We start from the raw sequence: 26,353 nt of genomic DNA, 5'->3' as shown, positions 1-26,353 counted from the left end.
GCCTGTCCTAAGAAGTTATTAATACTGGAGATAGTCGATTGCCTGCTTTACTGATAGGGCCATTTAATTTTATAAAAATTAGATAACCAATTTTTTATACAAAGGCGCTAACAGTCTATCTTGGCTTGGAAGTTCAAAAACGAAAGATATCGTTTTTTTCCTCTGGTGCATCTGTATTCCCGCTCGCTCGTTCTCCATTTCCAACACTGGAAAACCAGATATAGCGATTGTCAGAGGCATGGGTAATTTCTCTTGCCAAGTGTTGCCGTATAACACTTACCTCTTGGGTTTCGACTACCTCTTCCGGAATCAAATCATAATTTTGATTAGAGCTGACCATGACTTGGCTGACTAGTGGCTGCTGTCTTAAAAGCTTGGGGATTGGGATTACCCGCTGGTGGTAACACTCCAAAAATCGTTTAACTATTTCTTTATCTTTGCTTTGAGCAGAAATCTGCAAAGCCTCATGGATTTCTGGATGAAATGAAGCATCATTGACAATAGCCGGGACAGTCAATAAATAATCAATGAGCTCATAACCTCCCAGTTCAGCTGCCTTTCTAAGCGTACCAGCCGGGATAACGAACCGACTATCTTCGATAAAACATTTTAAACTTTCCACCAATCCTAAATTTAAACATCGATAAAAAGCATCATACTCTTTCTCATTGGGATTAAAGCGCGCATCGCTTAAAAGTACTTTAAGAACGGCAGGAAAAGAAATGGCTTCATACAACAAACTATGGGAAACAGTCGGGTTATAACCATCTTCATCCTCATAGCCTCTCTCTTCCAAGGGATCAGAGGTTTCACAGCCTTTACGTAATAAAAAATCGGCAACAAGCTTATGGTTGCCAGTGATTACGGCGTCTTTTAAGTTGCCGAAAGTCGGGGGAGTGAAGCCCTCATTAAAAGCCGTGTCTTTAGAAGTGCTACCCATTGGAGACTCCAAACAATTGCTGGAGTCCAATGATACATATTTTACCACTTTATATCAATATAAAGCAGAAACTGGACTATATTTGGTAAACTGAAGGTAAATCCTTCGTCGCAATCAACGTACAGGAAGATATAATCTGAACGAGGTTATCAATTTTAGCCCGTTGCAAGTAATTTGTTAATTTTTCAAACGATACACCCGCTCCAGTGCGATCAGTAGTTCGTTCCTTCAATAAGAACTCAATAAAGTCTGTTATCTCTAAAGGAGCTAATCCAGCATGTTCTAAAAACTCTTGAAATTCGGTCTTATCATCACGTAAATCCCCTCTTTGTAGGAAGCAAGTATTCACATTGATGCTGACTCGACGTTCTGCCTGGCGAGCGGAAAAGAAAGAAAAGAGCTTGCCGAGCACACAGGGCATAATGTTCTGATCGTTGCCATTTCTGGGAAGACTGGATTTTTTCAAACTTACCATTAAATCTTCAGTAAATTGGCGCGTAACATTTCCTGCCATAGCACCATTAAGACGAATTTCTCCGGATACTGTTGTCAAGGCAACAATATGTCCATCACGTCCCCTGACTGTTCTTAATTCACTCTCACTGATTTCAGACAGGATCAGGGATCGAATCTTGCTGGCATCCTGCCCCATACCAGAAATCAATTGATCGCAAACTTCTTCATGGAGATTTAAAATAAAAAATTTGCCATTATCTTCTACAATCTCAGGAATAACACGCCTACTGTGCCTTCCAGGATCTTGCATCATCTTCTTAAAATGAAGAGCCATTGTCCTCTCAATTTCTCGTGCTCCTTCGCGTTTATGAAAACGCAGCACTATTTCATTATTCTCGGCTTTCTTAACTCCCAATAAGAGATAGTTTTCAAACAGATTTTTCTTTGCTTTGGCATGTTCAAAGGATTCAGTTGCTTGAACTGCAAGGTTGTTATAAGTCACTTTGCCGCGCGCGAAAATTTTTACATTAGGATTTTGGCGAAGTCCTTTACCATCTTTGACTAATTCGCCATTTTCATTCAGTAATCTATAACCATGAAGGTCTGTACCGAGCACAGCAATCCTGTAAGCTGTAGCCGCACCGCCTGCACCACCGATTACAACGACTCGTCTTGTTTTTACGTCACTACTCAATTGCCTTTCTCTGGTACTGAGATCATATTCATTGCCATGAAGAATAGGAGTAAACCCTCTTTTCGCATCATAAGTCGAATAGTGTTGATATAAACTTTTTCCCATACCAGAAGAAATGCTTATTTCTTTACTTTGTCTTACGAATTCATACTGCAGGGCATTCTCAAAGGAGGTATTTTGTCCTATACCCATACCCAGTGAGAAATCAATGAACTGGGCATAAATATAAGCAGTAAGCGTCTTGTTACCCTGGGGAATGGAAACCTTCAGTCGGTAATGATGAACAGTAGCCTCAACATGCCAGTCATCAAGATGTTTTTCTCTTCTTTCAAGTGCCTGCACGGACACACCATAAAACGGTGGTGGCGTATCTTTAAGAGCCATGTTAACTGTATTGGCATAGAAAAGATGCCTGGTGTTCGTTCTTAAAGTGCGCCCCATGCTTTGGCTCTTGGGAATAAAATCATTGGCAGTCGAATTACCCGGTATTTCCAACAGGGGATGTTCTTGTTCGGCCCGATGATCTGCACTGCTCCAATGCCCCATGTGTTGCTCGGAAATGACTAGCGTTTCCAGACATAAAGGGCCAGAACTCTTCGTTGAAACATAATGCTGCAATTGTTTAAAGGCCTTCACAGCACTCTTGGGTATTGAGGGATCAGTGGTCATCAACGTCATACCAGCGTAACCACAACCAACAAATAATCTCCCAACAAAAATGCTTGGGGGGACAAGAACATCCGTTTCATTAAGATGTTTATTGATGGCATCACGAGTAATCTGTTGCTTTCGCTCATTAATTACATAAGACTGCTCCAAAGCATCTAATGAATCGACAACACGCTCCAGATCATCCTCAGGTTTCTTCGCTACGAGGTCCAATTTGCCTGGTGTTTCCATTGTCAACGAGGCGTTACTGAGATTGCGCTTAAAAATTTGTAATTTAACCCATCCATCAGACACTTCTTCATCAAGAATGGAGGATTGGTAAGCTAAGTCATGATGTTTCGCATGGGTAGCGATTGCTTCTTTGAGCAGAGGCCAATACGTCGAAAAAAAGGCTTCAGAATCATTAGACTCGTAAGGGAAAGGCAGCTGTGCTCTAGTCCAGATGTCCTGAATGTTATAAATAATCTCATCAATTGTGTTGTATTTTATTTTACCCTTGCCATCAGCCCCGCGGTTAATCGCAACCACCAATCGATTTAATTGATTTGTGCGTCCATCTTTTTGCCATTCGACGGTTTGACTACCCGCAAATAAAGGTATTTCATGCAAACTAACATCTTTAATTGATTTACGCTTTACACCGATATCAGATTTAGGCATACCACCATTTCCACAACTAAAATGTTGCACAAAAGTATCATATGAACATTATCTGAACATTAAGAATGACTAAGAAACCACATCTTGATTAATAGAAGAGCGTCTTTAAGTTAAAAAAATCACCGATTAAACGAGTTTTTTGTTAGACAGGACCATTGAAAGAGAGAGAATATAAAACGCTCTGTTAAACACAATATTTTTTATTCGGTCTTTTATTAACCACAAAGACAATGTTGCTAATCAACCAGAGTGAAAATTTACCTTACAAGACAAGACGTAATTTTAACGTATAATCTATATTAAAAATAAATTTCGCAGATTAATTATGAATTATTTTCCTGTGGTAATTTATCTTTTCATTGCCTTGTTTCTACAAAATAACTTAGCACTGGCCCATAAATCTTCCCAACACTATATGGCTATGCTACAGGCAAGGAGTGAGCATGGCTATTTGCCCGTGGAACATGGTCAATTGTGGTATTGGTTTGTTAAAGCTGATCACCCGGATGCCCCGCTGACACTCTGGCTAAATGGCGGACCGGGATGCTCGTCGATGGTTGGACTATTTATAGAAAATGGCCCCTATCTTTTACAAAACATGGAAACTGTCACTAAACCGGCAGCTTACCATTTTAAAGAAAACCCTTTTGCCTGGACAAAGGTCTCCCATATGCTCTATTTGGATAATCCGGTAGGAACTGGCTTTTCTTTGCCATCACGGTATACCACCTCACCCAAAGAAATGCGCGAGAATGTAGTACAGGCTTTGCAGGAATTTTTTACTCGTCATCCAGAATTGAAAAAAAATGCGTTCTTTATTTTTGGTGAATCTTATGCCGGTAAAGATATTCCAAATATTGCTTATGAAATCAAACACTCTACTGATTTCAACCTGAAAGGGATTGGTATGGGTAATGGCTTTATTGATCCTCATTCAATCAATATTACTCAAGTCGAATTTGCTAGAAATAATTCACTCATTGATGAAAAAAAAGCAAAAGAGCTCTTAGCCAAAGCCCGCGCTAAATGGCAACAATTCTATGAGCTGCAGGATAAAGGAGAAAAACCAAGTTTGTATTTAGCTAAAAAAACAGCTTATTTTACTCTCGGAAGATTAAAAGAAATATTGACAAAAAAACACCAAATTCCTGTTGTTAATACCTATGACATTCGCATTATTAAATACCCTTATATTCGAGATAATTTAAACCACTTTCTAAATGATGAAAATTACAAGCCAGTAAAAGCAAAAGGATCGTGGGTAGAATGCGGTAAAGATAATCATATTGTCCGCCATTATCTAATGAATTCTATTCCCCTTTCGTCAGCCCCTCTTATTGTAAAATTATTAAAAGACTTTCAATTACCGATATTGATTTTTAATGGCATGGACGATCTGATGGTTCCTTATTTGTCGCATCCTATGTGGCTTAATAAATATGATATACGTATACAAGCTAAAGATAATCGGGGATTAATCTATCAAGCTGTCGACTATCCGCTGGAATTAGTGTTTGTGAAAGAGTCAGGCCATATGGTTTTATTAGATCAGCCGGAGTTAGCTTTTGAGCTATTTAAAAATTTCATAGAACGCTATGAATGATAAAGCTCGCTTTTTTAAGGCTCTGGTAGATTATTGTTTTCAATTCCTTCATGCGGAAATTGGTTAAGTACCGCTGGATTCGCATTATAAACGATGTACCAACCTCGCCCGCCTGGTTCTACTTCTAGAGCGATATAGCTGAGCTCTATTTTAGAACGAATATTAGCCAACACCGAAGCAGCATCCGTTTGAGTAGAAAATAATTTAGACTTTAGGAAATTACCATTAGTATCTGAAGCCACCTTAAAACCAGCATCAGAATCCTTAAGTATCTTTGCTATTTTATCCTCATTTTTTGGGTGAAACATACCTGAGATCCACATAACAATATCTAATTACATTATAGATAAGCAATAGGTAGTTTTTTTCTATTTATTCATTTAAATAAAATTATAAAGAAAAAAATAGAAAACAAACAAATGAACGCAAAAAATTAATCTACCAGAATAACAAGCTGTCTCTTTCCATGCGACCTATACCGATTAAAATAATTAATAAAATCAACATTAATAATCAAATATACCCAATGCTAGAACAAACACGATAAAAACTATTTTATCCTTTTATAGCCGATAAAAAATGAGCCTTCTTTCACGAATTTTCAAGTCGATTTATATAATATTTTTTACTTTATACCGGTATTATCCGATACTCGGCTTTCATTCATTAAGTCCATGATGGATACTCTAAAGCGACTAGAAAGAACTCCTGATTAACCAAGCTAATTTTTATTATTAAATTTTTGCACACTCCCTTATCAATCGCTGTTTCCCATCTCTTGATTGACGCCTCTGGCTTAATAGCGCAATTTAATGCATTATGTACAAAGCAGTGCCTGGACTAGTCATGGACATGTTGCTAACCATTTTCATTTATTAAGGGAGTAAACGATGGCTAAAACATTGGGAGTCCTTGTATACGAAAATTGTCAACCGATTGATTTCATTGCTCCCTGGGAGGTATTTTCTCTCTGGAAAACCATTGCAGAGCCGATTAATCTCTGTTTGATCTCTCAAGATGGGGGCTATGTATCGTGTGTCAATGACATTCTAATAAAGACCCATTGTGATTTTGAACGCTCACCGCAATTGGATTATCTGATTATTCCCGGTGGAAAAGGCAGAATTAACGAAGTAAACAATGCCAAATTAATATCATTTATTCAAAAACAAGCCCAAAATGCTCAATATATCCTTTCTATATGTACTGGTATGTTCCTGCTTCATAAAGCAGGACTGCTCCATGATAAGTTAGTAACAACTTATTGGCGAGCCATGCCAGAAGCCAGACTACTTTCAAATGTACAGGTCACGGAAGAAAGAATGGTAAAAAATGGGAACATATGGCTTGCAGCCGGTGTCTCAAGCGGGATTGACCTGGCTTTTGAATTTATCGCCGAAATAGATGGCAAAGAAGCAGCTGGCAAAGTGCAGTTACTCTATGAAAATTTTCCCCTAAATCATGCTTATTGCACAGCGAATATGGCACATTCATTACCGCCTTATAATGATAAGGAAGAGAATTCCCTCCATTTACCCAGATACATTCTTGAGTACATAGAAAAGTATGCGCCTGAGGTAAATAACTTAGACTAGTTAACCTGATGTCTTAACTAATATTTCCTATAAAGAAAGACACAATAGCACTTGTTCATTTGTACTATCACAGATAATATTAGCTCAGAACAGGGCTTAAAATTATTTTGTCGCTTGGTTATTTCATCTCCTGTTTCATGGCCGAAATAGGGTCTATTAGCGTTTCGCTAGCTTGAGTGTTTGGGCGTTGGTTTTTCGAGCATCGTAGCGGAGCATACCCACTCGTATGTGACCAGCGAAGCACCGAATGCATAAACACCAAGAGAGTCGAAAGGCCAACAGACGCTAGTAATATAGGGAAATAGTAGCCCACATGTTAAAGATTCTTCTAGTAATAAGTTGTCTAGTTCTAAGTTCCTGTATGGTCGGCCCCAACTATAAAGAGCCGAAAAAAAATATTGCCCCTCATTGGTTGAAAAATGGTCCCGGGGTGAGAGCAGCGCCCATCCGAAATGCAAATTGGTGGCAAGCATTTCACGACCCAACCTTAACTTCATTAATTCAGCAGGGTTATTTCAATAATTTATCATTACAAGTTGCGGGAGTTCGGGTTTTGCAAGCCAGAGCGCAACTGGCCCAAGCAGTGGGAGAGCTTTATCCCCAGCAGCAAAATATGGGGGGTAACATTACTTATAATCGTATTGGCGGTAGCTCACTGCAAGACATTTTACCTAACAAATTTGAAACAGCTGCCGTCGGCTTTACCGCGAGCTGGGAAATTGATTTTTGGGGAAAATATCGCCGGGCTATTCGATCCAATGATGCAACGTTCTTATCCTCAGTTGCTGCCTATGATGATGCTTTAGTGACGCTAACTGCGGATATTGCAAGTACCTATGTCAGCATACGTACCGACGAGAAATTAATACGAGTCACTCAAGCCAATATTCAGTTACAGACGGCGAGTCTCAAGGTCGCACAGTCTCGTTATAAAGGAGGCCAAACGAGTTTGCTCGATGTGGAACAAGCACAAACAGAGCTTGCCGAAACGCAGGCTACACTGCCTACACTGGTCAGTGAACTGCAAACACAGAAAGATAAACTGGCAGTATTACTTGGTACTACACCAAACTGTGTAGATGATTTGCTCAAAAAGAATCAGGGTATTCCCAAAGCACCGTCCATGGTATCAGTAGGTATTCCCAGAGAAGCCTTGGCACAGCGCCCCGATGTTTATCAAGCACGCATGGAAGCCATCGCGCAATCTGAAGCGATAGGAGCCACTGCAGCTAATCTCTATCCGGCCTTTTCACTATCTGGAACGTTTTATTTTGCTTCTAATAACATTGGCAATCGTTCACTCAGTGATATTTTCAATTGGTCAAGCCGCAATATTTCGGCGGGACCTTCATTTCTGTGGCCTATCCTGAATTATGGCCAAATTACTAACCAGGTACGGGTGCAGGATGCGGCCTTCCAACAAGCCTTGTTAAAATACCTTAATCTCATATTACAAGCACAGAAAGAAGTCCAGGATAATATTACTCGCTATGTCGAAACAAAAAAATCCGAAGCCTATCTTGTCAAAGCAAATAGCGCTGCCACTGTCACCACGAGATTGGCGATGACTCGGTATAAAGAAGGTGAAACCGATTACACGACCTTATTGGATGCTGAACGACAACTGCTGCGGGTACAAAAATCATTGACACAGTCACAGGGTGATATTGCCCAATCCCTGGTGGCACTTTATCGTGCTCTGGGTGGTGGCTGGCAAATCCGTTGTGGGAATGATATTGTTCGTAAACATATCAAGGCAGATATGGCTGCACGCACCAACTGGGGCAATTTGTTAAAGAAACAAAATCATCTGCCACCGCTCACTGAAGAACAACGAATAAAGCAACTTTATTTACCAAACTGGTGATGAATATGACTTCAGAAAAAAAAGTTAACCTAGTGAAAATAGCAGCCATCACCTTGGTTATCCTTCTCCTCATTTATCTAATAACTCACCATAAAACCAGCAATACACAAGCATTGCCTACTCCGGTAGTAATTGTAAAAAAGCCAGAATCAATGGAGATGGCTGAATATATTACCCAAACGGGTAATACCGTTGCTTTCAACTCTGTGAATTTGGTTGCTCGAATCGAAGGTTACCTCGATGCAATAAAATTTACCGATGGAACCTTTGTTAAAAAGGATCAGGAATTGTTTGTGATAGAGCCCCAGCCTTACTATGAAAAACTTGTGGAAGCTGAGTCCTCGGTGATATCGCGAAAGGCCACTTATGAATATACCAAGATTGAGGCCGCACGCCAAAAGCAGATGTATAAAGAAAATGCCACTTCGTTAAAGAATGTGGAAAAATGGGCAGCTCAAGCGGAAGCATCCAAAGCAGAAGTTGCTAAAGCAGAGGCTAATGCTAAAGTAGCAGCCATCAACTACAGTTATACCCATGTACTTGCTCCCTTCGACGGCAGAATTGGTCGCCATCTGATCGATGTCGGAAATCTGGTCGGTAATGGCAAGGCAACTGAATTGGCAACCATCGAACAGGTTGATCCTCTTTATGTTTATTTCAATCTCAACGAACTGGATTTAATCAGAATTCGTGACGCAGCAAGAGCCCGTGGTTTTAAACCCTCCAAGATCAATCAGATTCCAGTTTATGTAAGAATGCAAAATGAAGCAGGATTTCCTCATGAAGGGAAACTTGATTTCGTCAATACCGGACTGAATTCCTCAACAGGAACCATGCAGTTTCGAGCCCTTTTACCCAATAAAAATTATCCCTTATTGCCTGGTTTATTTGTACAAGTCCGTATTCCATTGACCAAAAAAATCCCGCATTTAACAGTACCTGACACAGCCATCCAATATGATCAAATCGGCCCCTATTTGCTACTTGTCAATAAAGACAATTATGTCGAATCAAGGCGCGTAGTATTAGGTAGTTTAGAACAAGGTAAGCGAGCCATTATTAAAGGGATTGATGCCGAGGATAAGATTATCGTTGACGGGTTGCAGAATGCAACGCCGGGTAACCAAGTCAACCCTAAAATAGAAACAAACTCGTCGACTCAAGTATCAGCGGGAAAATAAATGCTTTGCAAACGAGGAAGAGAAAGTCAGTGCGGTTAAAAAACCGGTTAGCCGTTTAACTTGCACGCTTTAGAAAAATACCTCCTGTCTAAAATGGATCTTCAAAGTGAGAAGAAACAGAAATGATTTCTAAATTTTTTATAGAACGGCCTGTACTTGCAAATGTTATTGCCTTACTGCTGGTTTTTCTTGGCTTAATTGCCATTATTGTTTTACCAGTGTCACAATACCCTGCGATAGTACCACCAACAATTCAAGTAACAACCAATTATCCTGGTGCCGATGCCAAAACGTTAATTAATACCGTAGCACTTCCTATTGAGCAGCAAGTCAATGGCGTGGAAAATATGCTTTATATGCAATCCACGTCAACCAATAGTGGTAACTATACTTTGATTGTTACCTTTGCTATCGGTACTGATCTCAATTTCGCTCAAGTACTGGTACAAAATCGCGTCCAAGCAGCAATGGCACAATTGCCAGAATCTGTACAGCAACAAGGCGTCGTCGTTCAGCAAAAATCTACCGCTATCCTGCAGTTTGTTACGTTAACATCCAAAAATGGCGAATACGATGGTTTATTCCTCGACAGTTATGCCACGATTAACATGCAGGATGAACTGTCTCGTTTGCCTGGAGTAGGTAACGTCATTATCTTTGGTTCAGGTGCCTATGCCATGCGAATCTGGCTGGACCCACAAAAAATGTTCGCTTTTTCTTTGAATCCACGTGACGTTCTTAATGCAATCAGCAATCAAAACAAGGAAGTGTCTGCAGGTCAAATCGCGGCGCCCCCTGTAGTAGGCCAACAACCTTATCAATTTACTGTTAATGTCCCTGGCCAACTTGCCAATCCAGAAGAATTTGCCAACATCATCATCAAAAGCTCAGGGACGGATCCCAATGAAAGAGCTGATGCGAGTAGTGCCGCACAAATTGTGCGTATTCGGGATGTAGGCCGAGTCGAGCTTGGTTCTTCCAGTTATAGTCAGCTAGCTAAACTCAATGGCAAACCAACCGCAGCGATAGGGATATTCCAACTTCCCGGAGCTAACGCTTTGGAAGTAGCCGAAGAAGTGCGTAAAACCGTTGATAAAATGGCAAAAAAATTCCCGCCAGGGATGGAATATTCTATTCCCTTTGATACAACCATGTTCGTAAAAGCCTCGGTGACCGAAGTTTATAAGACACTCTTTGAGGCAGGTATTTTAGTCTTACTGGTCATTGTGGTTTTCTTACAAAATTTCCGTGCTACGCTAGTACCAGCCACCACGGTACCAGTCACTATTATTGGTACTTTCTTTGCCATGTTCTTATTGGGTTATAGCATCAATTTATTAACCTTGTTTGCCTTGGTCTTGGCTATTGGTATTGTGGTAGACGACGCAATTGTTATTGTTGAAGGGGTTACACAACATATTGAAAGAGGCATGCCACCCAAAGAGGCTGCCATTGAAGCAATGCGTGAATTATTTGGGCCAATTCTTGGTATTACCCTGGTACTCATGGCCGTTTTTGTGCCCGCCGGATTTATGCCCGGTTTAACCGGTGCGATGTATGCTCAATTTGCTTTAGTCATCGCTGCAACGGCCTTCATTAGTGCGATCAACGCCATGACATTGAAACCGACTCAATGTGCTTTATGGCTGAAACCGATTGATCCAGATAAACCCAAAAATATTTTCTTTCGTGCCTTCGATCGCTTTTATAACCCTATCGAAGCCTCTTATATACGATTCATGGATCGGCTTGTACATCACACGAATAAAGTTTGCCTCCTCGGTGTTTTGTTAGTTGCTATTGCTATTGGCGGTATCAGCCTTATTCCGACAGGTTTTATTCCCATAGAAGATCAGGGCTATCTCATTTTAAACGTCCTCTTACCTGATGGGGCAACCCTCGGGCGCACGGAAACTGTTTTGGATGAATTAAGTAAAAAAGTTTCCACCGTTCCCGGTGTTGCGAACGTCATTAGCATTGATGGTATTTCTCTTCTCGATAATAACGCCAACCTGGCTAATGCGGGTGTCGTGTATATCATATTCAAAGATTGGAGTGTCCGTGGAAAAGGAGAGGATTTAAAATCACTTTATACCAGGTTTAGCGAAATTGCCGCACAAACATTAAATGCCAAAGTATTAGTCGTTGTACCGCCCCCGATTCAAGGATTGGGCTTATCAGGCGGTTTCCAAATGCAGGTAGAAATGCAAGATGGCAGTTTTGATTACCTCAAACTACAAAAAGTTACTGATCAGTTGGTGAAGCAAGGGAATGCCCTGCCCGAATTACAAAAAGTGATGACTTCTTTTCGTGCTGCTGTACCGCAAGTTTCCGCGCCAATCAATCGTTCCAAGGCAGAGTCCTTAGGTGTCTCTGTGGGTTCCGCATTTGATACCTTACAAACTTATCTCGGCTCCTCTTATGTAAATCTTTTTACCAAATTTGGCCAGGTATTTCAGGTCTATGTACAAGCAGACGCTTCTTCACGTACAAGTATAGAGGATGTGCGCAATTATTATGTAAAAAATCAGTATGGTGGTATGGTTCCTCTTGGCACATTAACAGATATCAATCCAACTATCGGGCCAGCACTGATTTCCCTTTATAATCTCTATCCATCAAGCAGCATTAATGGCATTGCAGCAGCAGGCTATAGTTCGGGACAAGCCATTCAAACCCTGGAGCAATTGGCGCATAAAATTTTGCCCGGAGGCCTCTCTTTTGAGTGGACATCCACTGCTTACCAGGAAAAAGTAGCGGGCAATGTCAGTTATCTTATTTTTATCATGTCATTGATTTTAGTGTATATGATTTTAGCTGGGCAATACGAAAACTGGCTTGTACCAGCCTCAATTATTCTTAGCGTCCCTTTAACACTGATAGGAACAGTAATCGCGTTATCCAGCCTGGGGCTCGATAACAATATGTATACGCAGATAGGGTTGTTGTTGTTAATTGCTTTAGCAACCAAGAATGCGATTCTGATTGTTGAAGTCGCCCATGAGCAACGACAAATTCACCGCAAACCCATTATGGAGGCTGCGGTATTAGGAGCAAAAACACGTTTTCGCCCTATTTTAATGACTTCTTTCGCCTTCATTATGGGGGTGTTGCCTTTGGTCTTTGCCACTGGTGCCGGTGCCAATGCACGGCGCTCCATTGGTGTGGCCGTATGCAGCGGCATGTTAGCGTCTACCTGCCTTGCAGTGGTCTTTGTGCCCGTGTTTTACGTATTGTTACAAACCTGGCAAGAGAAGCGGCATATGAAAAAGAAAGGGGTAAAAGCGACAGCAGAGTAAGAAGTAAGCAGGATAAAGTCTGCTTTCTTCTTTCCTTTCATTTTCGAGCGATTCCCGGTCATGGTGTTACTTAAACTCCTCTCTTATCAAATTCATTTATTAAGCAAGTTTTTTTAATAAAAGCACCAAAATGGATGATAATTACGCACAATACCGCTAAAAACAAACTCATTGACTAATTAATTTTCATTTAAAATGAAAAAAATTTATTTATCTTAAGCTTTCCTTAAGGTTTATTTCAGAAAACCTTGATAAAGTATAAGTAATCTAAATTAACTAAAGTGATCGATATGAGTGCACAAAGTACGCCTAAAATGTCGCAGCTATTAAGCAACAGCTTCTTTGGCGGTCATCGTTTGCCTCGTAAAATCACACAAACCGAGATACATGAGTCCGTAGCTGTTCCGGTCGCTCAACTTGAACAAACTATCCGAGATGTTCAATCCAAGTATCCATCGGAAGCTAAAGAAAAAGCATTGAATTCGATGCAAGAGATTTTGAATGCTTGCTTACAGCCTTCAAATCCGATGAATGTGTTTGGTAGTTAAACACTTCGCAATGCATTTGCAAAAGTCTTAACTCTATTCCAGTTATATTGGTATAATCATGACATGAAAATCAGGCCTTTGTTGTTTTCATTCATTGTTTATACCTCCTTCATTGTTAGTTCACAATCAGGCTCCCCAGTAAACTCCGCAGAAAGGATCCGTTCTTTGCCAGGCTTTGGTACAATTAACGAACTGCAATTAGCAGGCTATCTCCCACTTTCAGGTCCCGATTGTGTCAGCTACCAATGCCACAACAAAACAGGTAATTTATTTTATTGGTTTGTTGCAAGTCCTACCCATTCTACAAAAACGCCCATTGTCTTATGGCTGAACGGCGGCCCTGGCGCTGCAAGTTTATATGGTTTTTTTATGGAAAATGGTCCTTATACAGTCCAAAAAAATGGCCATCTTGCAAAAAGACAATACTCATGGACAAAACAGGCCGATTATTTGGTGATTGATCAACCTGCTGGTGTCGGGTTTTCTTATGGCAATCATTCCAGTTATGCCAATGAAGCGGAAGCCATGGATCAGCTTTATCATGCTTTAAAACTATTTTTTCAACGTTATCCCCAATTTTCGGCACAAGCTTTCTACCTTGCTGGTGAATCCTATGCCGGGAAATACTTGCCACAACTGGCAATCCGTATTTTAGCCGGCAATACCCATGCTCAAAAAATCCAATTAAAAGGACTTTTAATCGGTGATGGTTGGGTGAATCCCCGTTTACAACAAGCCGCTAATATTGATTTTGCCTATACACACGGACTCATTGATAAACAGGCACAGACTAAAGTCAAAACGCTTTATCAGCAGTGTATAAAAGAAATTGATAAAACAACCCCTTCAAGTCGGCGTGCCAATCAAGTCTGCGAAAAAATTCAAGAGTTTATAAAAAAAACAAGCGGCAACATTAATTTGGCAAACATAGCAACAGCTACCGAACCAGATGATAGAGCAATGCTTCACTATTTAAATCGTCCTGCTGTACGTAAAGCCTTACATAGTGATCCACGAGTGAAAAAATACAAAACCTTCAGCAAAATAGCTGCCGATAGTCTTGAAATCGGTGAACAGGACTCCGTTGCCAATCTTTATCCCCGTATACTATCTGCGGGTATTCCTGTGTGGATATACAACGGCCTTGAGGATGGAAAAGACTCTAATTTCATGAGTACTGATTTATGGATTGCAGCATTGAATTGGCCTGGAAAAAAGCTCTTTGCCCAAGCATCGACTTGTGTATGGCATACTGACGGTCAAGTTGCCGGCTATGCTAAAACAGCTGCCGGGCTAACTCAGGTCAAAATTCGTGGTGCCGGCCATCTGGCACCTATTGATCAACCGGCAAGATTATTCGATTTGTTTAATCACTTTATTCACCAACAACCACTTTGTTAGCGTTCTCTGATAACGTAATTCCCTGAATAAAAAAATTTTATTATTTTTAAGTTTTTTAAAGCTATTCATTGAAATTTAGTATTAAATATGGAAATTCAAATTATTTAACGAGGTGATAAGTCTATTTGAGCTGTTAACCGTTAACTTGACTGCTTGAAGGACAACCTGTTATGGATATTGGGTTAAAAATTTATAATGAATCAAACTAGATATAGATTGCCATTTTTAATTGTTATTGTTCTTTTTCTCCTGTTGCACCTCTTCTTCCTGCTATCGGCCAATTTATTAGTAGAAGAAGCGTATTATTGGAATTATGCGAATCATCTTGATTTCAGTTTTCTCGATCACCCGCCAATGGTTGCCCTCTTAATTAAGTTAGGCACATCCCTTTTGGGAACCAATGAATGGGGGGTGCGCTTTGCTACAATCCCTTGTTGGATTTTGACAGGCTATTTTAGCTTTAAGCTCACCAACTCAATAAAGAGAGGAGCTGGTATTTATGCTATTGCGCTCTTGTCAGTCCTTCCTTTTTTCTTTATTCATTCGCATATCATTACTCCAGATATCCCTCTGATTCTTAGCTGGTCGGCAACGCTTTATTATCTCTACCAGGCTTTGGTGCTGGAGCAATCCAAAAAATGGTATTTGGCAGGACTATGGATTGGCCTGGGGCTGCTTTCCAAATACACCATCGTTTTGCTGGGGCTTGCGACCGTCACCTATTTAATTTTAGAGCCTGGTTCGCGCAAGTGGTTCTTTCGTAAAGAACCTTACCTTTGTGCATTAATAAGTGTGCTCCTGTTTTTCCCTGTGATTTATTGGAATGCTACCCATCAATGGGCATCCTTCCAATTTCAGAGCACGCGACGACTGCAAGAGCATTACACCTTTTCCTTGCATATATTGATTGGATTATTGCTGGTATTTTTAACTCCTGCCGGTGTTTTTGGAGGATGGCTTTTATATACCAAAGAGCAGGCTAAAAACCTCATAACCACGAAAACAAAACGCTTTCTTCAAGTGTATACAACCGTACCCCTGTTATTTTTTTCATTGTTTAGTCTGTGTCATGTAATCAAGGTTAATTGGATTGGCCCCAGTCTGCTGGCAATGATTCCCTGGTTTTCGATCCTAATCGCCCACGACCAAAAAATAATTGGTTTATCGACCCGTAAAAGTTGGATAACAACCTGCGTTGTATTATTGTTTTGTTACAGCGGAATACTTTATTGTATTTTTTCAGGCAAACCACAAACACTTAACCACTATTTATTTCCTAAAATAATTCATTGGGATGAGTTCACTTGGCAACTGCATCGACTTGCCGATACAGTAGAAAGTAAAAATCATGACACGCCCATCATCGTGCCGCTGGATGTTTATAACATTGGCAGCGAGTTTGCCTTTTACCAGCAAAAGTTGCTGGAACATCAGCAAATCGATTCGTCCTATCAGGTTATTGGTTCCCATGTTTTTGGATTAAATAGTTTAATGTATCAATATTGGGGCAGTGCCGATGAAACGAAGGGAAGGCTTTTACTTTTAATTTCCAGGGAGTTATATCTCTTTAAGTATATTAATAATACAGTCTCTAGCTCACCTGTTTTGGAGCTATCTGATTACAACCAACAGCATAAGAACAGTGCAGTTAAATTTTATTATCAACTGGTCAAAATGGGCTAACCTTGCAGCGCGAACCTCCTGAATTCCCGTCTGTACAGAAAGGACAATGTCTTCCCGCGAAAGCGGGAAGGCTTTATAAACAAAGCGAGTAAGTAGGCAGATTGGCCTAACAGTTTAAATTACTAAGAAAAGACCCCAATGGTCATCGCAAGATCCAAATCTTGTTCTTCTGCGTCAACTCCCCAATCGCAGTCACTATCTTCCTCATAACCAAAAATCATTGAAGACAATGTACGAATGACAAAAACGGCGGGATGAATAACAACAGTCACAGCACTAATTAATGCGCCTGTAATATCATCAGCCAGCTCCATAGCATGTCCTGGAAGCCAGATCCAGGCCAGCGGATTCAAAACGTAGAAGGGAGTGATTGCCACACGTAAGGCGGTGCAGGCTAAATCATATAAACATCTGGCTATGTGGCAAAGAAACGTGGTGAACGCTTCCAGATGAAAGAGAAAGTTGTAATAAGGCTTAAACTTAAAATCCCCATAAAGTGCATTGGCCGCAATTTTAGTATTTTTAAAAAAAGTAGTCAGAATCTTTCTCCCAGGATTAAATCCTGGCCCATTTTAATACTCTCTTTTTAAAAAGAAAACTTCTAGCGATAAAATTACTGTATAAGATAAAGAACGAAAAAATGGCGCTGACCAAAGCAACGGATCGTAATGAAAGATAATTGCTATCATCAGTCAATCCTTGTTCCTTCCATTACTCCGGCCAGTTATAGTTAATTATTTTAGATCAATAAGAAACTACAACTTATGTCACAAATCCATGATCTTTTTGTAATCATTAAACAGCAGCTTAAACTACAGGGTTTAACCTATAAAGAGCTTGCGAAAAAACTGGCTTTATCAGAAGCCAGTGTTAAACGGTTGTTTAGCCAACAGCACATTGATTTATCTAGACTGGAAGCTATTTGTGAATGCATTAATCTAACCTTATCGGAAGCCTTTGAACTCGTACAAAAAAGAAATAAACCGATCCTGCATTTAACCGAGAAACAGGAAAAAGAATTGATCAGTGACAAAAAATTGTTACTAGTCGCCATTTGTGTTCTTAATTATTGGGAATTCAATGACATCTTGAGTTTTTATAATTTTTCAGAACATGAACTGATTAGAAAAGTAGCCCGTCTTGATCAAATGAAAATTATAGAACTGCAACCTGGTAATCGGTTCAAGCGCTTAATTCATGCTGACTTCTATTGGATTGCCGATGGGCCTATTCAGCGTTTCTTCCAGGAAAACATACAAACTGATTTTTTCAACTGTCGCTTTGAAAAACCGGAGCAATTGTTTTTAGTGCGCAACGGCATGCTCAGTGAACAAGATAATTTGAAATTTCAACAAGCGTTGCACAAAGCCGCTGATCAATTTTTACAAACTTGCCGTGAAACGGTCGATATTGCGATTGATAAACGCCATGGAACAGCATTGGTTATTGCCATGCGTCCATGGGTTCCTCATATTTTCAATGATCTAAAGAGAGTCTGAACTAGCAAGTACAAGTTGTTTCGCTGCTTGATAATCCAATTTACCATTGCCTAACCTTGGTAACTCCTCCACTTGTTTGATTGTTTTAGGCAACATTAACCTGGGTAAATCAGTTTTCATTAGCTTTTGCATGATTGCATCAACGGATAGATTCGCAGCATAAACAAGCGCCAATTGCTCCCCTTTTTTGCTATCAGGGATTGCAAGGGCCATGATTGCAATATCCTTGTCATGAAATGCTTGCTGCCAGCGCTCCTCTACTTGACCTAAACTTACCATTTCACCGCCAATTTTGGCAAACCTGGAATACCTGTCAACAATAGTCAGATAACCCTCATGATCCAGACGACCCTTATCACCTGTTTTATACCAGGTAAAATCACCATCCTCGATTAATACGGCGCGTGTTTTTTCTGGCATGTTAAGATAGCCTTGCATGATTTGAGTCCCGCCAATAAGGACTAGACCTTCTTCTCCGACCGGTAGATCCTGAAGTGTTTCAGGATCGACAACCCTGAAAGCACAACCGGGTAAAGGTAAACCCACTGTCCCCGGTTTATTTGCTGTATGCACATGCCAATCACTTGCTGATAAAACATCAGGCAAGTTGCAGCTAGCGACTGGAGCGACTTCCGTTGCCCCATAACCTTCATAAATATCCAAATTGAATTTTCGTTTAAATTCCTGGTAAATAGCGGGTGATAATTTCTCAGCGCCAGCAACTACCATACGCAAACTCGATAGCATCATGGGATGTATAGCATTGTTACGTGCATACAAACCCAAGAAAGTAGAGGTACCACACAAGAAAGTGACTTTGTGGCGAAAAATGAGTTTGGCAATCGCCAGGGAATTCGTAGGATCCGGATAACAAACCATCGGTATCCCTTTTAATAAAGGCATTAACGTTGTTACCGTGAGACCAAATGCATGGAATAGCGGTAACGAATTCAGAATGATATCTTTTTCTTCAATACCAAAAACACTCGACACCTGATTAATGTTGCTTAAGAGATTACGATGGGTAAGTTCAATACCTTTTGGCTGACCCTCACTACCACTACTAAATAAAATCACTGCCGTACTGTTAACATCCGCTTTTTTGATAAAAAGCAAACTCAACAACCAGATAGGAACGAGTTTAGCCAACAGGAAATGCGCAACAATCCCAAATTTGCTTTGTTCACCTTTGAAATCCTCCAGATAAATAAAGCTTATTGAAGACATCAACCCATTGAGTTCGATACCACGTGCTTTTATTTTTTCTATGAACTGCCGGGAAGTAATCATTGTTTTAATTGCAGCTTGCTGGGTGGCCGACTGAAGTATGGATTCACCAGTCGTATAATTTAAATTGACGACTGTCTTACCCAAACAGAACAAACTAAGGTTGGCGATCACTCCTCCCAGACTGGCGGGTAGAAGAAGACCTATCGTTTGTTGTTTTTTGATAAGTGGTTTAATTTTCCGGCTGAAGAATAATACTAACCCTAATAATTTACTGTTCGTTATTTTTCTACCATTTTCCTCAATAAGCGCGGGTAAATGCCCTATTTTTTTTGCTTTATACAACCACTCTGATTGAATGCTGTTTAATTCGTTCGTTGATAATTTCCAGGCTTTAATAGAAAGCTCTCGTACCTTTTGTTGCACGGCTTGTGCCTTACAGCCAATATCCATTGCAGAGCCATAGATAACGGTTACACGGCGATTATTGGCTTGAATTAACCGTTGATAATAGGACGAGGCATAGGAGGCTTTTGCTCCCCACAAACCATGGATATAAAAAGGTATAATGACTGCATTCGCACCCACCACTGCCCGCTCAAAACCAGTTCGGAAAACACCTAATTGTCCATTCCGGCTTAGACGCCCCTCAGGGAACAGTGCTACAACCTCGCCTGCATTTAAAGCAGCATTAATTTCCTGTAACGAATCCTGGCTGGCGCCTCGAGCAATAGGAATGATTTTAAATTTCTTGAGTAACCAATTCAGATACCAGGTTTCATAGATAGAACGCTCCATAACAAAACGAATTGGCCGTGGACAAGCGATTTGTAAAATGGCCCAGTCGATAAAACTAACATGATTACCCAGCAATAGGACACCACCTGCTGAAGGCAGGTTATCCAGTTGGTAAACGCTCAGGCGATAAAATTTGGAAGCAACGAAATACAATAAATAGCGGACCAGGGATTGAGGCAAGGTTATTATGGTATAGATTGCACCGGCCAAGGCAATCACAAAAAGTCCATACAATAAAATCAGACTATCTATACCCAAGAGGCTAAATAAGACAGTAAACCCCAGAAATCCAATCATGAAACAATTTTGCATAAAATTGTTGGCAGATAATATTTTACCCAACTCCTTGCGAGGGGCATTAAACTGGATCAGCGCATTAAGCGGTACAATGAGCATGCCGCCAAAAAAACCATAAACCAAAAAAAGCAACACAATCGCCACTTGACTGGAAAGCGTTGGCAGAATAAAAAGCCCTGCGGTTATTCCCACCGTGGCAACCGGAAGCAAACCCGTTTCTACGAAACCCTTTGATACTTTACCGGCATATAAGGCACCTAATAATATCCCTATTCCTCCTATAGCTAAGGACCCTTGGGCAAACATCACGCTGATATTGCCCAGATGTTCTTTTAAAAACGCACCATAACTGGCCAAAAGTACTTGATTAATAGCCCAGAATAAGGATAAGCCGACAATGCAGGTAAATATGACATTCTTTTCAGTGACCTTTTGCAGATAGGTTGTTAAATAATGTCCACGGAAGTAATTGCTTAATTCATAATGTGACTGCGGATCTGCCGCTTGTTTTTGTAACAGCAGAAAAGTCATTAGCGTTTCAAAAACTGAAACGATTACTAACAAAAAACCGGCCGGAGCGATTGCTTGTAGCAGCAAGGCCTTATCACTGTTGTGCTGTAATCCCGCAGCATCAATAGCAAAACTAAAAAGATAGGTAAAAATAAAAGTGGCCCCTAGAATAGCAATAATTGTCAGCGTTTGAACAATTGCATTAGCCTGCGACAGATGTTCCTTCCCGAAGATCTCTTTAATATAGCCATACTTGGCTGGTGAATTGAGGGCACTCTGAATAGCAAGTAATAAGGTTAGTAAGAAAGCACCCCAAAAATAACCCTGGTAATAACACCAGGTAATCACTAAGGTCAGCGGAATAGCCGCTGCCGCAGTTATTCTTAACACCAACGCTTTAGGAAACTTATCGGCAAGAAATCCTGATGGGGTAAATAATAAAATATAAGGCAAAAGGATAAGGGCATTAATAATTGCGGATAGAATGGTATAGATAGTTCCACTTGAGGTTTGATAGAGGGTATCTTGAATCAAAATTTTATGCCCTAGATCAACAAAAGTATTGAAAAACACCACCATGAGATAGGGGTAAAAACCTCTTATTTTGGTTAAGCTCATCTTGCACTCCAATTAAATCTTCTATTAACAGCATATAATTCGCACATTCAAAATAGAATCTTTTTCCCCGAAGTCCTATTTGGCAAATGGATTAGTATTACTATTTAATACTCAAATAAAAATTTCTCCTCTAATGAGTATTCGGCAACGATCTAATCAAGCATCTATTCGACATAACAACAATACCTCATTTTCACCATTATACAATCAGCCAACTATTAGCGAAAAACCAGGCAATGATTTTGTATAGCTTGCTATTTATTAGCAAACTATTATAATAGGCTCGGAAGGGTACCACCAGGAGAAAGAAATGAGTCTTCGATTATTGTCCTTAGCCGAAGTAAAACAAAGTATCACGATGGGGCAAGCAATTGCCGCCATGGAACGTGCTTTTATTCAGCTAGCAAAACAGGAAGTCAAATTACCCTTGAGAACAGGTATTCCTGTTGCCGAGGAAAAAGCCTTGACCTTAGCCATGCCAGCCTACCTTGCCAGTGATAAAACCTTAGGTTTAAAAGTAGCCTCTATTTTTCCCAATAATCCTGCCAAAAATAAGCCCTCAATTACCGGATTTATTATGTTGCTTGATGCAACCACCGGGGAACCCAAGGTGCTAATGGATGCCGCTTATTTAACTGCCTTAAGAACAGGTGCTGTCTCAGGATTAGCAACCAAATACTTTGCCCGTGACAATGCCAGCCATGTGGCTATTATTGGTTCAGGCCCGCAAGCGTTCACTCAACTTGAAGCGGTTGCAACAGTGCGCAACATCAAACGTGTTTCTCTCTGGTCACGCAATAAAGAAAACGCAGAAAAATTGGCAAAAAAAATTGCCTCTCAATATGAGGTTAACGTGCATGATTCCGTATCAAAAGCGATTAGTGAAGCAGATATTATCTGCACCGCGACCAGTAGTATCGAACCTTTAATTCATTTCAACTCCCTGCAACCGCATACACATATTAATGCCATAGGTTCGCACTCCCCTGCGATGAAAGAAATTGCTAATGACGTTTTGAGCCAAGCGGTTGTAATCGCTGATCAGTTAGAGGCGGTGTTGTCCGAGGCAGGGGAAATCATCAGTGCTATTGAGCAAAATGAACTAAAAAAAGAGGCAATCATTGAGCTCGGTCAATACCTGCTAAACAAGGAAAAAAACTATAGCGATCAGTTAACCGTATTCAAATCGGTCGGTCTTGCAATTCAGGATTTAAGCGTCGCTGAAGTCGTTTATCAAAATGCGTTAAAAAATAATCTGGGTAGCTCCTTCTCTCTGGGTTAAGGGAAAGAAGCTACTCTTATATTACTAGTTTGGAGAAATTCGGTGCAGTCACTCCATAGCAAAACCCCACTCATTTCATCACAATACCTGAAGAATAAATGGGGTAAATCCATTCATTTTAAGTTAGAGTTACTTCAGCCACCTGGTTCATTTAAGCTGCGTGGTATCGGGCATTTATGCCAACATGAGTGGAAAAAAGGAGTCCGAGCCTTTGTTGCCTCCTCAGGAGGTAATGCTGGTGTTGCAGTGGCTTATTGCGGAATGAAACTAAATGTCCCTACCACCGTGTTTATTCCAAGTAGCAGCCATCCACTCTATATTGATGCGATTAAATCCTACGGTGCTAAAGTCGTTATTGCAGGTTCAGTATGGGATGAAGCCCATCAAGCTGCAGCGCTTTTCGCTAAAGAGAACGCAGCAGCCTATATTCCCCCGTTTGATCATCCCCTGCTGTGGGATGGCCATGCAACGATGATTGAAGAGATAGTCACACAAGGACTTAAAATACCAGACGCCGTGATCGTTTCTGTAGGCGGCGGCGGATTGGCCTGTGGTGTTCTTGAAGGTATGCGGCGACAAGGATGGCATCAAGTGCCTCTCATTGCAGTCGAAACAACAGGTGCTGATGCTTTTTATCAATCGTTAAAAGCCTCTAGCCGCATTATCTTACCTTCCATTACCTCTAAAGCAACCAGTCTTGGGGCAAAATCGGTAACAGAACGACTGATGCAATGGTCAGAAGAACATCCTATCCAGAGTATTGTAGTCAGTGATGAATCCGCAGAGCAGGGAAGCCGTTCTTTTGCCAGGGATCAGCGTTTGCTGGTTGAACTGTCGAGCGGCGCTTCGTTAGCGGTAGTCTACGAAAATCACCCTATCATTCACGCCTTCGAATCAATACTGGTTGTTGTATGTGGCGGCATTAATATTAGTCATTTCAGAATCTAGGGCTGGTTGATGATGACGAGTCTTCAATTTCTTTGTTATCAATTAGAACATACCCTCCTTCATCATCCGACTCTTCTACAATCTTATGGCCTTCTTTCTTAGTCGCTAGCAGCAGATCATCCTCAACTTCATCTTTGTCGACAAAAATAAAATCACTGTCATCCAGTTCCTCCTTCATCTTTGCCACCACTTCTTCATCACTATTTTTATCAATTTCCTTCTTGTCAGTTCTACTAACAGGTGACAACAAAGCATTACAGCTTTCAATAATGTAATCCCGGATAAAACCGACTACCCGATAGGAAGACATAATGGAAAGATGCCCATGGCGATCAAGCTCAACCAACGCTTTTGGATTTTTCTTTACATAATCAACCACATAAGAAAAGGCTGGGCGCACAATCCAATCTTGTGCAGCAGCAAAAAAATTATAGATTGCTTTCGATTGCATCACTTTAGCACCCAGTTTTTTGAGAAAGGTACTGTTTACTTGCATCTGCTCTACTGAAGTAGATACTCGTGAAAGAGGATCAATTGCTAAATCCGAACCACCAAAAGGACCACATAAATTTATTACTCGTTCGACATGAATCCCTGCTTCGGGAAGATAGCGTTCTGCTGCATAGGTATTGACTAAACAACCTCTTGAGTGGCCTATTAAAATAACATGTTTGTGCCCATTCTTTTTTATTTTTTCAGCTAATTGTGAGGAAAAATAGTTGATCCCTTTTCCTTGATAGCGACTATCAAAGGACACAAGATGAATAGAAGAAACAAGCTCGGGAAGACCCGCTGCTATTAAACGCTGCGCAATTCTGTCAAAAGCACCGGCCTGATCAGCAGTACCATGAGTACAATAAATCGCAATGCCCTCACTTAAATCAGGGGCATGCTCCTTGGGAGCCCTAAAATTAGGATTACGGAATACAAGATCACCGGAACCAAAGGAAGTAAGCCAATAATAGGTATGGGCAAGCGCGCCTGTTGTGCTAACTGGTTGTATTTCCTTAATCTTCCTGAAAATTTGCTCAAAAAAAGTATACATCCTAACTCCTTGTAAACGTCTCTTCCCTTAGGAGTGCACAACCAAATCCATAAGCAGTTGCTATAACTGCTTATGAGCCAATTAACAAAAACACCTAGAGAATTCGCAACGAAGCGTAAGACAGGGTTTTAACCAATAAAACCCTGAAGAGAAGAGGCGAAGTATGCTGACATTTCTACTATTAACGCTTTTCCACTCAAGCTGGCGGACTGTCAATAAGACCAACTAATCTGCCAAAGGATTGCGCAATATAATCGTAGAGTCGCGCTCTGGACCAGTTGATAGCATATCAACAGGGACACCCAACAACTCTTCAATACGCTTAACGTAAGCCAGTGCATTGGCAGGCAATTGGTTAAGCTCTGTTACATCAGCAGTTGACTCACTCCATCCTGGCAGCTCTTCATACACGGGTTCCAACCCTTCAAAGTCTTCTGCTGCTTGCGGTGGACGGGATAACAATTGCCCCTTTGCATTTCGATAGGCAACAGCAATGCGCAACGTATCGATGCCATCCAATACATCAAGCTTGGTCATGCATAAACCCGTGATGCTATTAAGCTCTATGGAACGTCGCAGCAATACGGCATCAAACCAACCGCAACGGCGAGGACGACCCGTTACCGCACCAAACTCAAAACCGCGGGCAGCCAATCCCTTACCAATTTCATCTTTCAGCTCAGTAGGAAACGGACCACCACCAACACGAGTAGTATATGCTTTCGTGATACCCAGTATGTAATCAAGATAACGAGGACCAAAACCTGCCCCGTTAACGACACTACCTACACAGGTATTCGATGAGGTCACAAATGGATAAGTACCGTGATCAATATCAAGGTATACGCCTTGCGCTCCTTCAAATAAGATAGACTCCCCTTTTTCCCGATGCTCATGCAACGAGGTTGTCACATCACAAATCATATTTTGCAAAGCGTCTGTCCACTCGGCTGCTTCTGCCAACAAAGGCTCAAGAGCAATTTCCTCTTGGTGGTAATAATGTTTCAATACAAAATTATGATATTGCAATAACTCGGTGAGTTTTGCTTTAAAACGTTGAGGATGCAATAAATCGCTTACCTTGAGTGCTCGTCGGGCAATTTTATCTTCATAGGCAGGCCCAATACCGCGACCTGTGGTACCAATCGCTGCATCGCCTTTGTGTTTTTCCCGAGCATTATCCAACGCGATGTGACAAGGTAAAATCAAAGGACAGGCTTGACTGATATGTAAGCGGCTACGAACATTAATGCCTTTATTTTCCAACTCTTTAATTTCATCAAGCAACGCCTTGGGCGATAGTACGACGCCATTACCAATATAACACTGCACATGAGGACGTAATATGCCGGAAGGAATTAAACGCAAGACCGTTTTTTCACCTTTGATTTTCAGTGTATGTCCTGCATTATGTCCACCTTGATAACGAACAACTACTTGTACGTCATGTGTTAACAGATCGACAATTTTACCCTTGCCTTCGTCACCCCACTGCGTACCTATCACAACAACATTTTTACCCATAATGGACTC

The 26,353-nt window shown here is 40.8% G+C and carries 18 protein-coding genes; 11 read left to right on the top strand and 7 right to left on the bottom strand.

What is annotated here, in order from left to right:
* Nucleotides 1-133 precede the first annotated feature (133 nt).
* On the bottom strand, nucleotides 134-940 hold the full coding sequence (locus tag ACN4Z1_RS02515) for a hypothetical protein (protein WP_228362985.1): 807 nt from the start codon (nucleotides 938-940) through the stop codon (nucleotides 134-136).
* A gap of 76 nt (nucleotides 941-1,016) precedes the next feature.
* On the bottom strand, nucleotides 1,017-3,419 hold the full coding sequence (locus tag ACN4Z1_RS02510) for a hypothetical protein (protein WP_228362986.1): 2,403 nt from the start codon (nucleotides 3,417-3,419) through the stop codon (nucleotides 1,017-1,019).
* A 325-nt stretch (nucleotides 3,420-3,744) separates the two neighbouring features.
* Here ACN4Z1_RS02510 and ACN4Z1_RS02505 point away from each other — a divergent pair, with 325 nt between their 5' ends.
* On the top strand, nucleotides 3,745-5,022 hold the full coding sequence (locus tag ACN4Z1_RS02505; RefSeq protein WP_115221986.1) for a S10 family serine carboxypeptidase-like protein: 1,278 nt from the start codon (nucleotides 3,745-3,747) through the stop codon (nucleotides 5,020-5,022).
* A 14-nt stretch (nucleotides 5,023-5,036) separates the two neighbouring features.
* Here ACN4Z1_RS02505 and ACN4Z1_RS02500 read toward each other — a convergent pair whose 3' ends face one another.
* Nucleotides 5,037-5,330, bottom strand: a complete 294-nt coding sequence (locus ACN4Z1_RS02500; protein WP_228362987.1) for a hypothetical protein — start codon at nucleotides 5,328-5,330, stop codon at nucleotides 5,037-5,039.
* 582 nt (nucleotides 5,331-5,912) lie between these two features.
* Here ACN4Z1_RS02500 and ACN4Z1_RS02495 point away from each other — a divergent pair.
* From ACN4Z1_RS02495 to ACN4Z1_RS02465, 7 genes are all read left to right on the top strand, one after another.
* Nucleotides 5,913-6,617, top strand: coding sequence for a DJ-1/PfpI family protein (locus tag ACN4Z1_RS02495; RefSeq protein WP_228362988.1), 705 nt, complete (start codon nucleotides 5,913-5,915; stop codon nucleotides 6,615-6,617).
* 313 nt (nucleotides 6,618-6,930) lie between these two features.
* Nucleotides 6,931-8,484: an efflux transporter outer membrane subunit gene (locus tag ACN4Z1_RS02490; protein ID WP_115221989.1), complete on the top strand. Its 1,554-nt coding sequence runs from the start codon at nucleotides 6,931-6,933 to the stop codon at nucleotides 8,482-8,484.
* A 5-nt stretch (nucleotides 8,485-8,489) separates the two neighbouring features.
* Nucleotides 8,490-9,665, top strand: a complete 1,176-nt coding sequence (locus ACN4Z1_RS02485) for an efflux RND transporter periplasmic adaptor subunit (protein ID WP_228362989.1) — start codon at nucleotides 8,490-8,492, stop codon at nucleotides 9,663-9,665.
* A gap of 122 nt (nucleotides 9,666-9,787) precedes the next feature.
* Nucleotides 9,788-12,964: an efflux RND transporter permease subunit gene (locus tag ACN4Z1_RS02480; RefSeq protein ID WP_228362990.1), complete on the top strand. Its 3,177-nt coding sequence runs from the start codon at nucleotides 9,788-9,790 to the stop codon at nucleotides 12,962-12,964.
* A 290-nt stretch (nucleotides 12,965-13,254) separates the two neighbouring features.
* Nucleotides 13,255-13,512, top strand: a complete 258-nt coding sequence (locus ACN4Z1_RS02475; RefSeq protein WP_115221992.1) for a hypothetical protein — start codon at nucleotides 13,255-13,257, stop codon at nucleotides 13,510-13,512.
* Nucleotides 13,513-13,575: 63 nt separating this feature from the next.
* On the top strand, nucleotides 13,576-14,913 hold the full coding sequence (locus ACN4Z1_RS02470; RefSeq protein ID WP_228362991.1) for a S10 family peptidase: 1,338 nt from the start codon (nucleotides 13,576-13,578) through the stop codon (nucleotides 14,911-14,913).
* A gap of 195 nt (nucleotides 14,914-15,108) precedes the next feature.
* Entirely contained in the window at nucleotides 15,109-16,596 is a 1,488-nt protein-coding gene (locus ACN4Z1_RS02465) for a glycosyltransferase family 39 protein (protein ID WP_419388132.1), read from the top strand.
* Between the two features lie 122 nt (nucleotides 16,597-16,718).
* Here ACN4Z1_RS02465 and ACN4Z1_RS02460 read toward each other — a convergent pair whose 3' ends face one another.
* The gene (locus tag ACN4Z1_RS02460) at nucleotides 16,719-16,910 is read right to left on the bottom strand and encodes a hypothetical protein (RefSeq protein ID WP_228362993.1); all 192 of its coding nucleotides are present in this window, start codon (nucleotides 16,908-16,910) and stop codon (nucleotides 16,719-16,721) included.
* Between the two features lie 450 nt (nucleotides 16,911-17,360).
* On the opposite strand from ACN4Z1_RS02460, the gene ACN4Z1_RS02455 reads away from it, so the two are divergent.
* Complete coding sequence (locus tag ACN4Z1_RS02455) at nucleotides 17,361-18,095, top strand: helix-turn-helix domain-containing protein (RefSeq protein ID WP_228362994.1); 735 nt, start codon at nucleotides 17,361-17,363, stop codon at nucleotides 18,093-18,095.
* Here ACN4Z1_RS02455 and ACN4Z1_RS02450 read toward each other — a convergent pair.
* Nucleotides 18,081-21,545, bottom strand: a complete 3,465-nt coding sequence (locus tag ACN4Z1_RS02450; protein ID WP_228362995.1) for an acyl-[ACP]--phospholipid O-acyltransferase — start codon at nucleotides 21,543-21,545, stop codon at nucleotides 18,081-18,083. The genes ACN4Z1_RS02455 and ACN4Z1_RS02450 overlap by 15 nt on opposite strands.
* 310 nt (nucleotides 21,546-21,855) lie before the next feature.
* On the opposite strand from ACN4Z1_RS02450, the gene ACN4Z1_RS02445 reads away from it, so the two are divergent.
* Both ACN4Z1_RS02445 and ACN4Z1_RS02440 read left to right on the top strand, forming a co-directional pair.
* Nucleotides 21,856-22,827, top strand: a complete 972-nt coding sequence (locus tag ACN4Z1_RS02445) for an ornithine cyclodeaminase family protein (RefSeq protein WP_228362996.1) — start codon at nucleotides 21,856-21,858, stop codon at nucleotides 22,825-22,827.
* A 42-nt stretch (nucleotides 22,828-22,869) separates the two neighbouring features.
* Nucleotides 22,870-23,775 (top strand): pyridoxal-phosphate dependent enzyme, encoded by a 906-nt coding sequence (locus ACN4Z1_RS02440; RefSeq protein WP_228362997.1) that lies wholly within the window; start codon nucleotides 22,870-22,872, stop codon nucleotides 23,773-23,775.
* Here the strand turns inward: ACN4Z1_RS02440 and ACN4Z1_RS02435 are convergent.
* Nucleotides 23,765-24,820 carry an alpha/beta hydrolase gene (locus tag ACN4Z1_RS02435; RefSeq protein ID WP_228362998.1) on the bottom strand — a complete coding sequence of 352 codons (1,056 nt, stop codon included), beginning with the start codon at nucleotides 24,818-24,820 and terminating at the stop codon, nucleotides 23,765-23,767. The genes ACN4Z1_RS02440 and ACN4Z1_RS02435 overlap by 11 nt on opposite strands.
* A gap of 225 nt (nucleotides 24,821-25,045) precedes the next feature.
* Complete coding sequence (locus tag ACN4Z1_RS02430) at nucleotides 25,046-26,344, bottom strand: adenylosuccinate synthase (protein WP_228362999.1); 1,299 nt, start codon at nucleotides 26,342-26,344, stop codon at nucleotides 25,046-25,048.
* Nucleotides 26,345-26,353: the final 9 nt, after the last annotated feature.

Origin of the sequence: Legionella sp. ST3F1 (assembly GCF_048553315.1) — a bacterium.
Taxonomy (GTDB): domain Bacteria; phylum Pseudomonadota; class Gammaproteobacteria; order Legionellales; family Legionellaceae; genus Tatlockia; species Tatlockia donaldsonii.
Note: the sequence above shows the minus strand (reverse complement) of the source record. Positions and strands in the feature narration are given on the sequence as shown.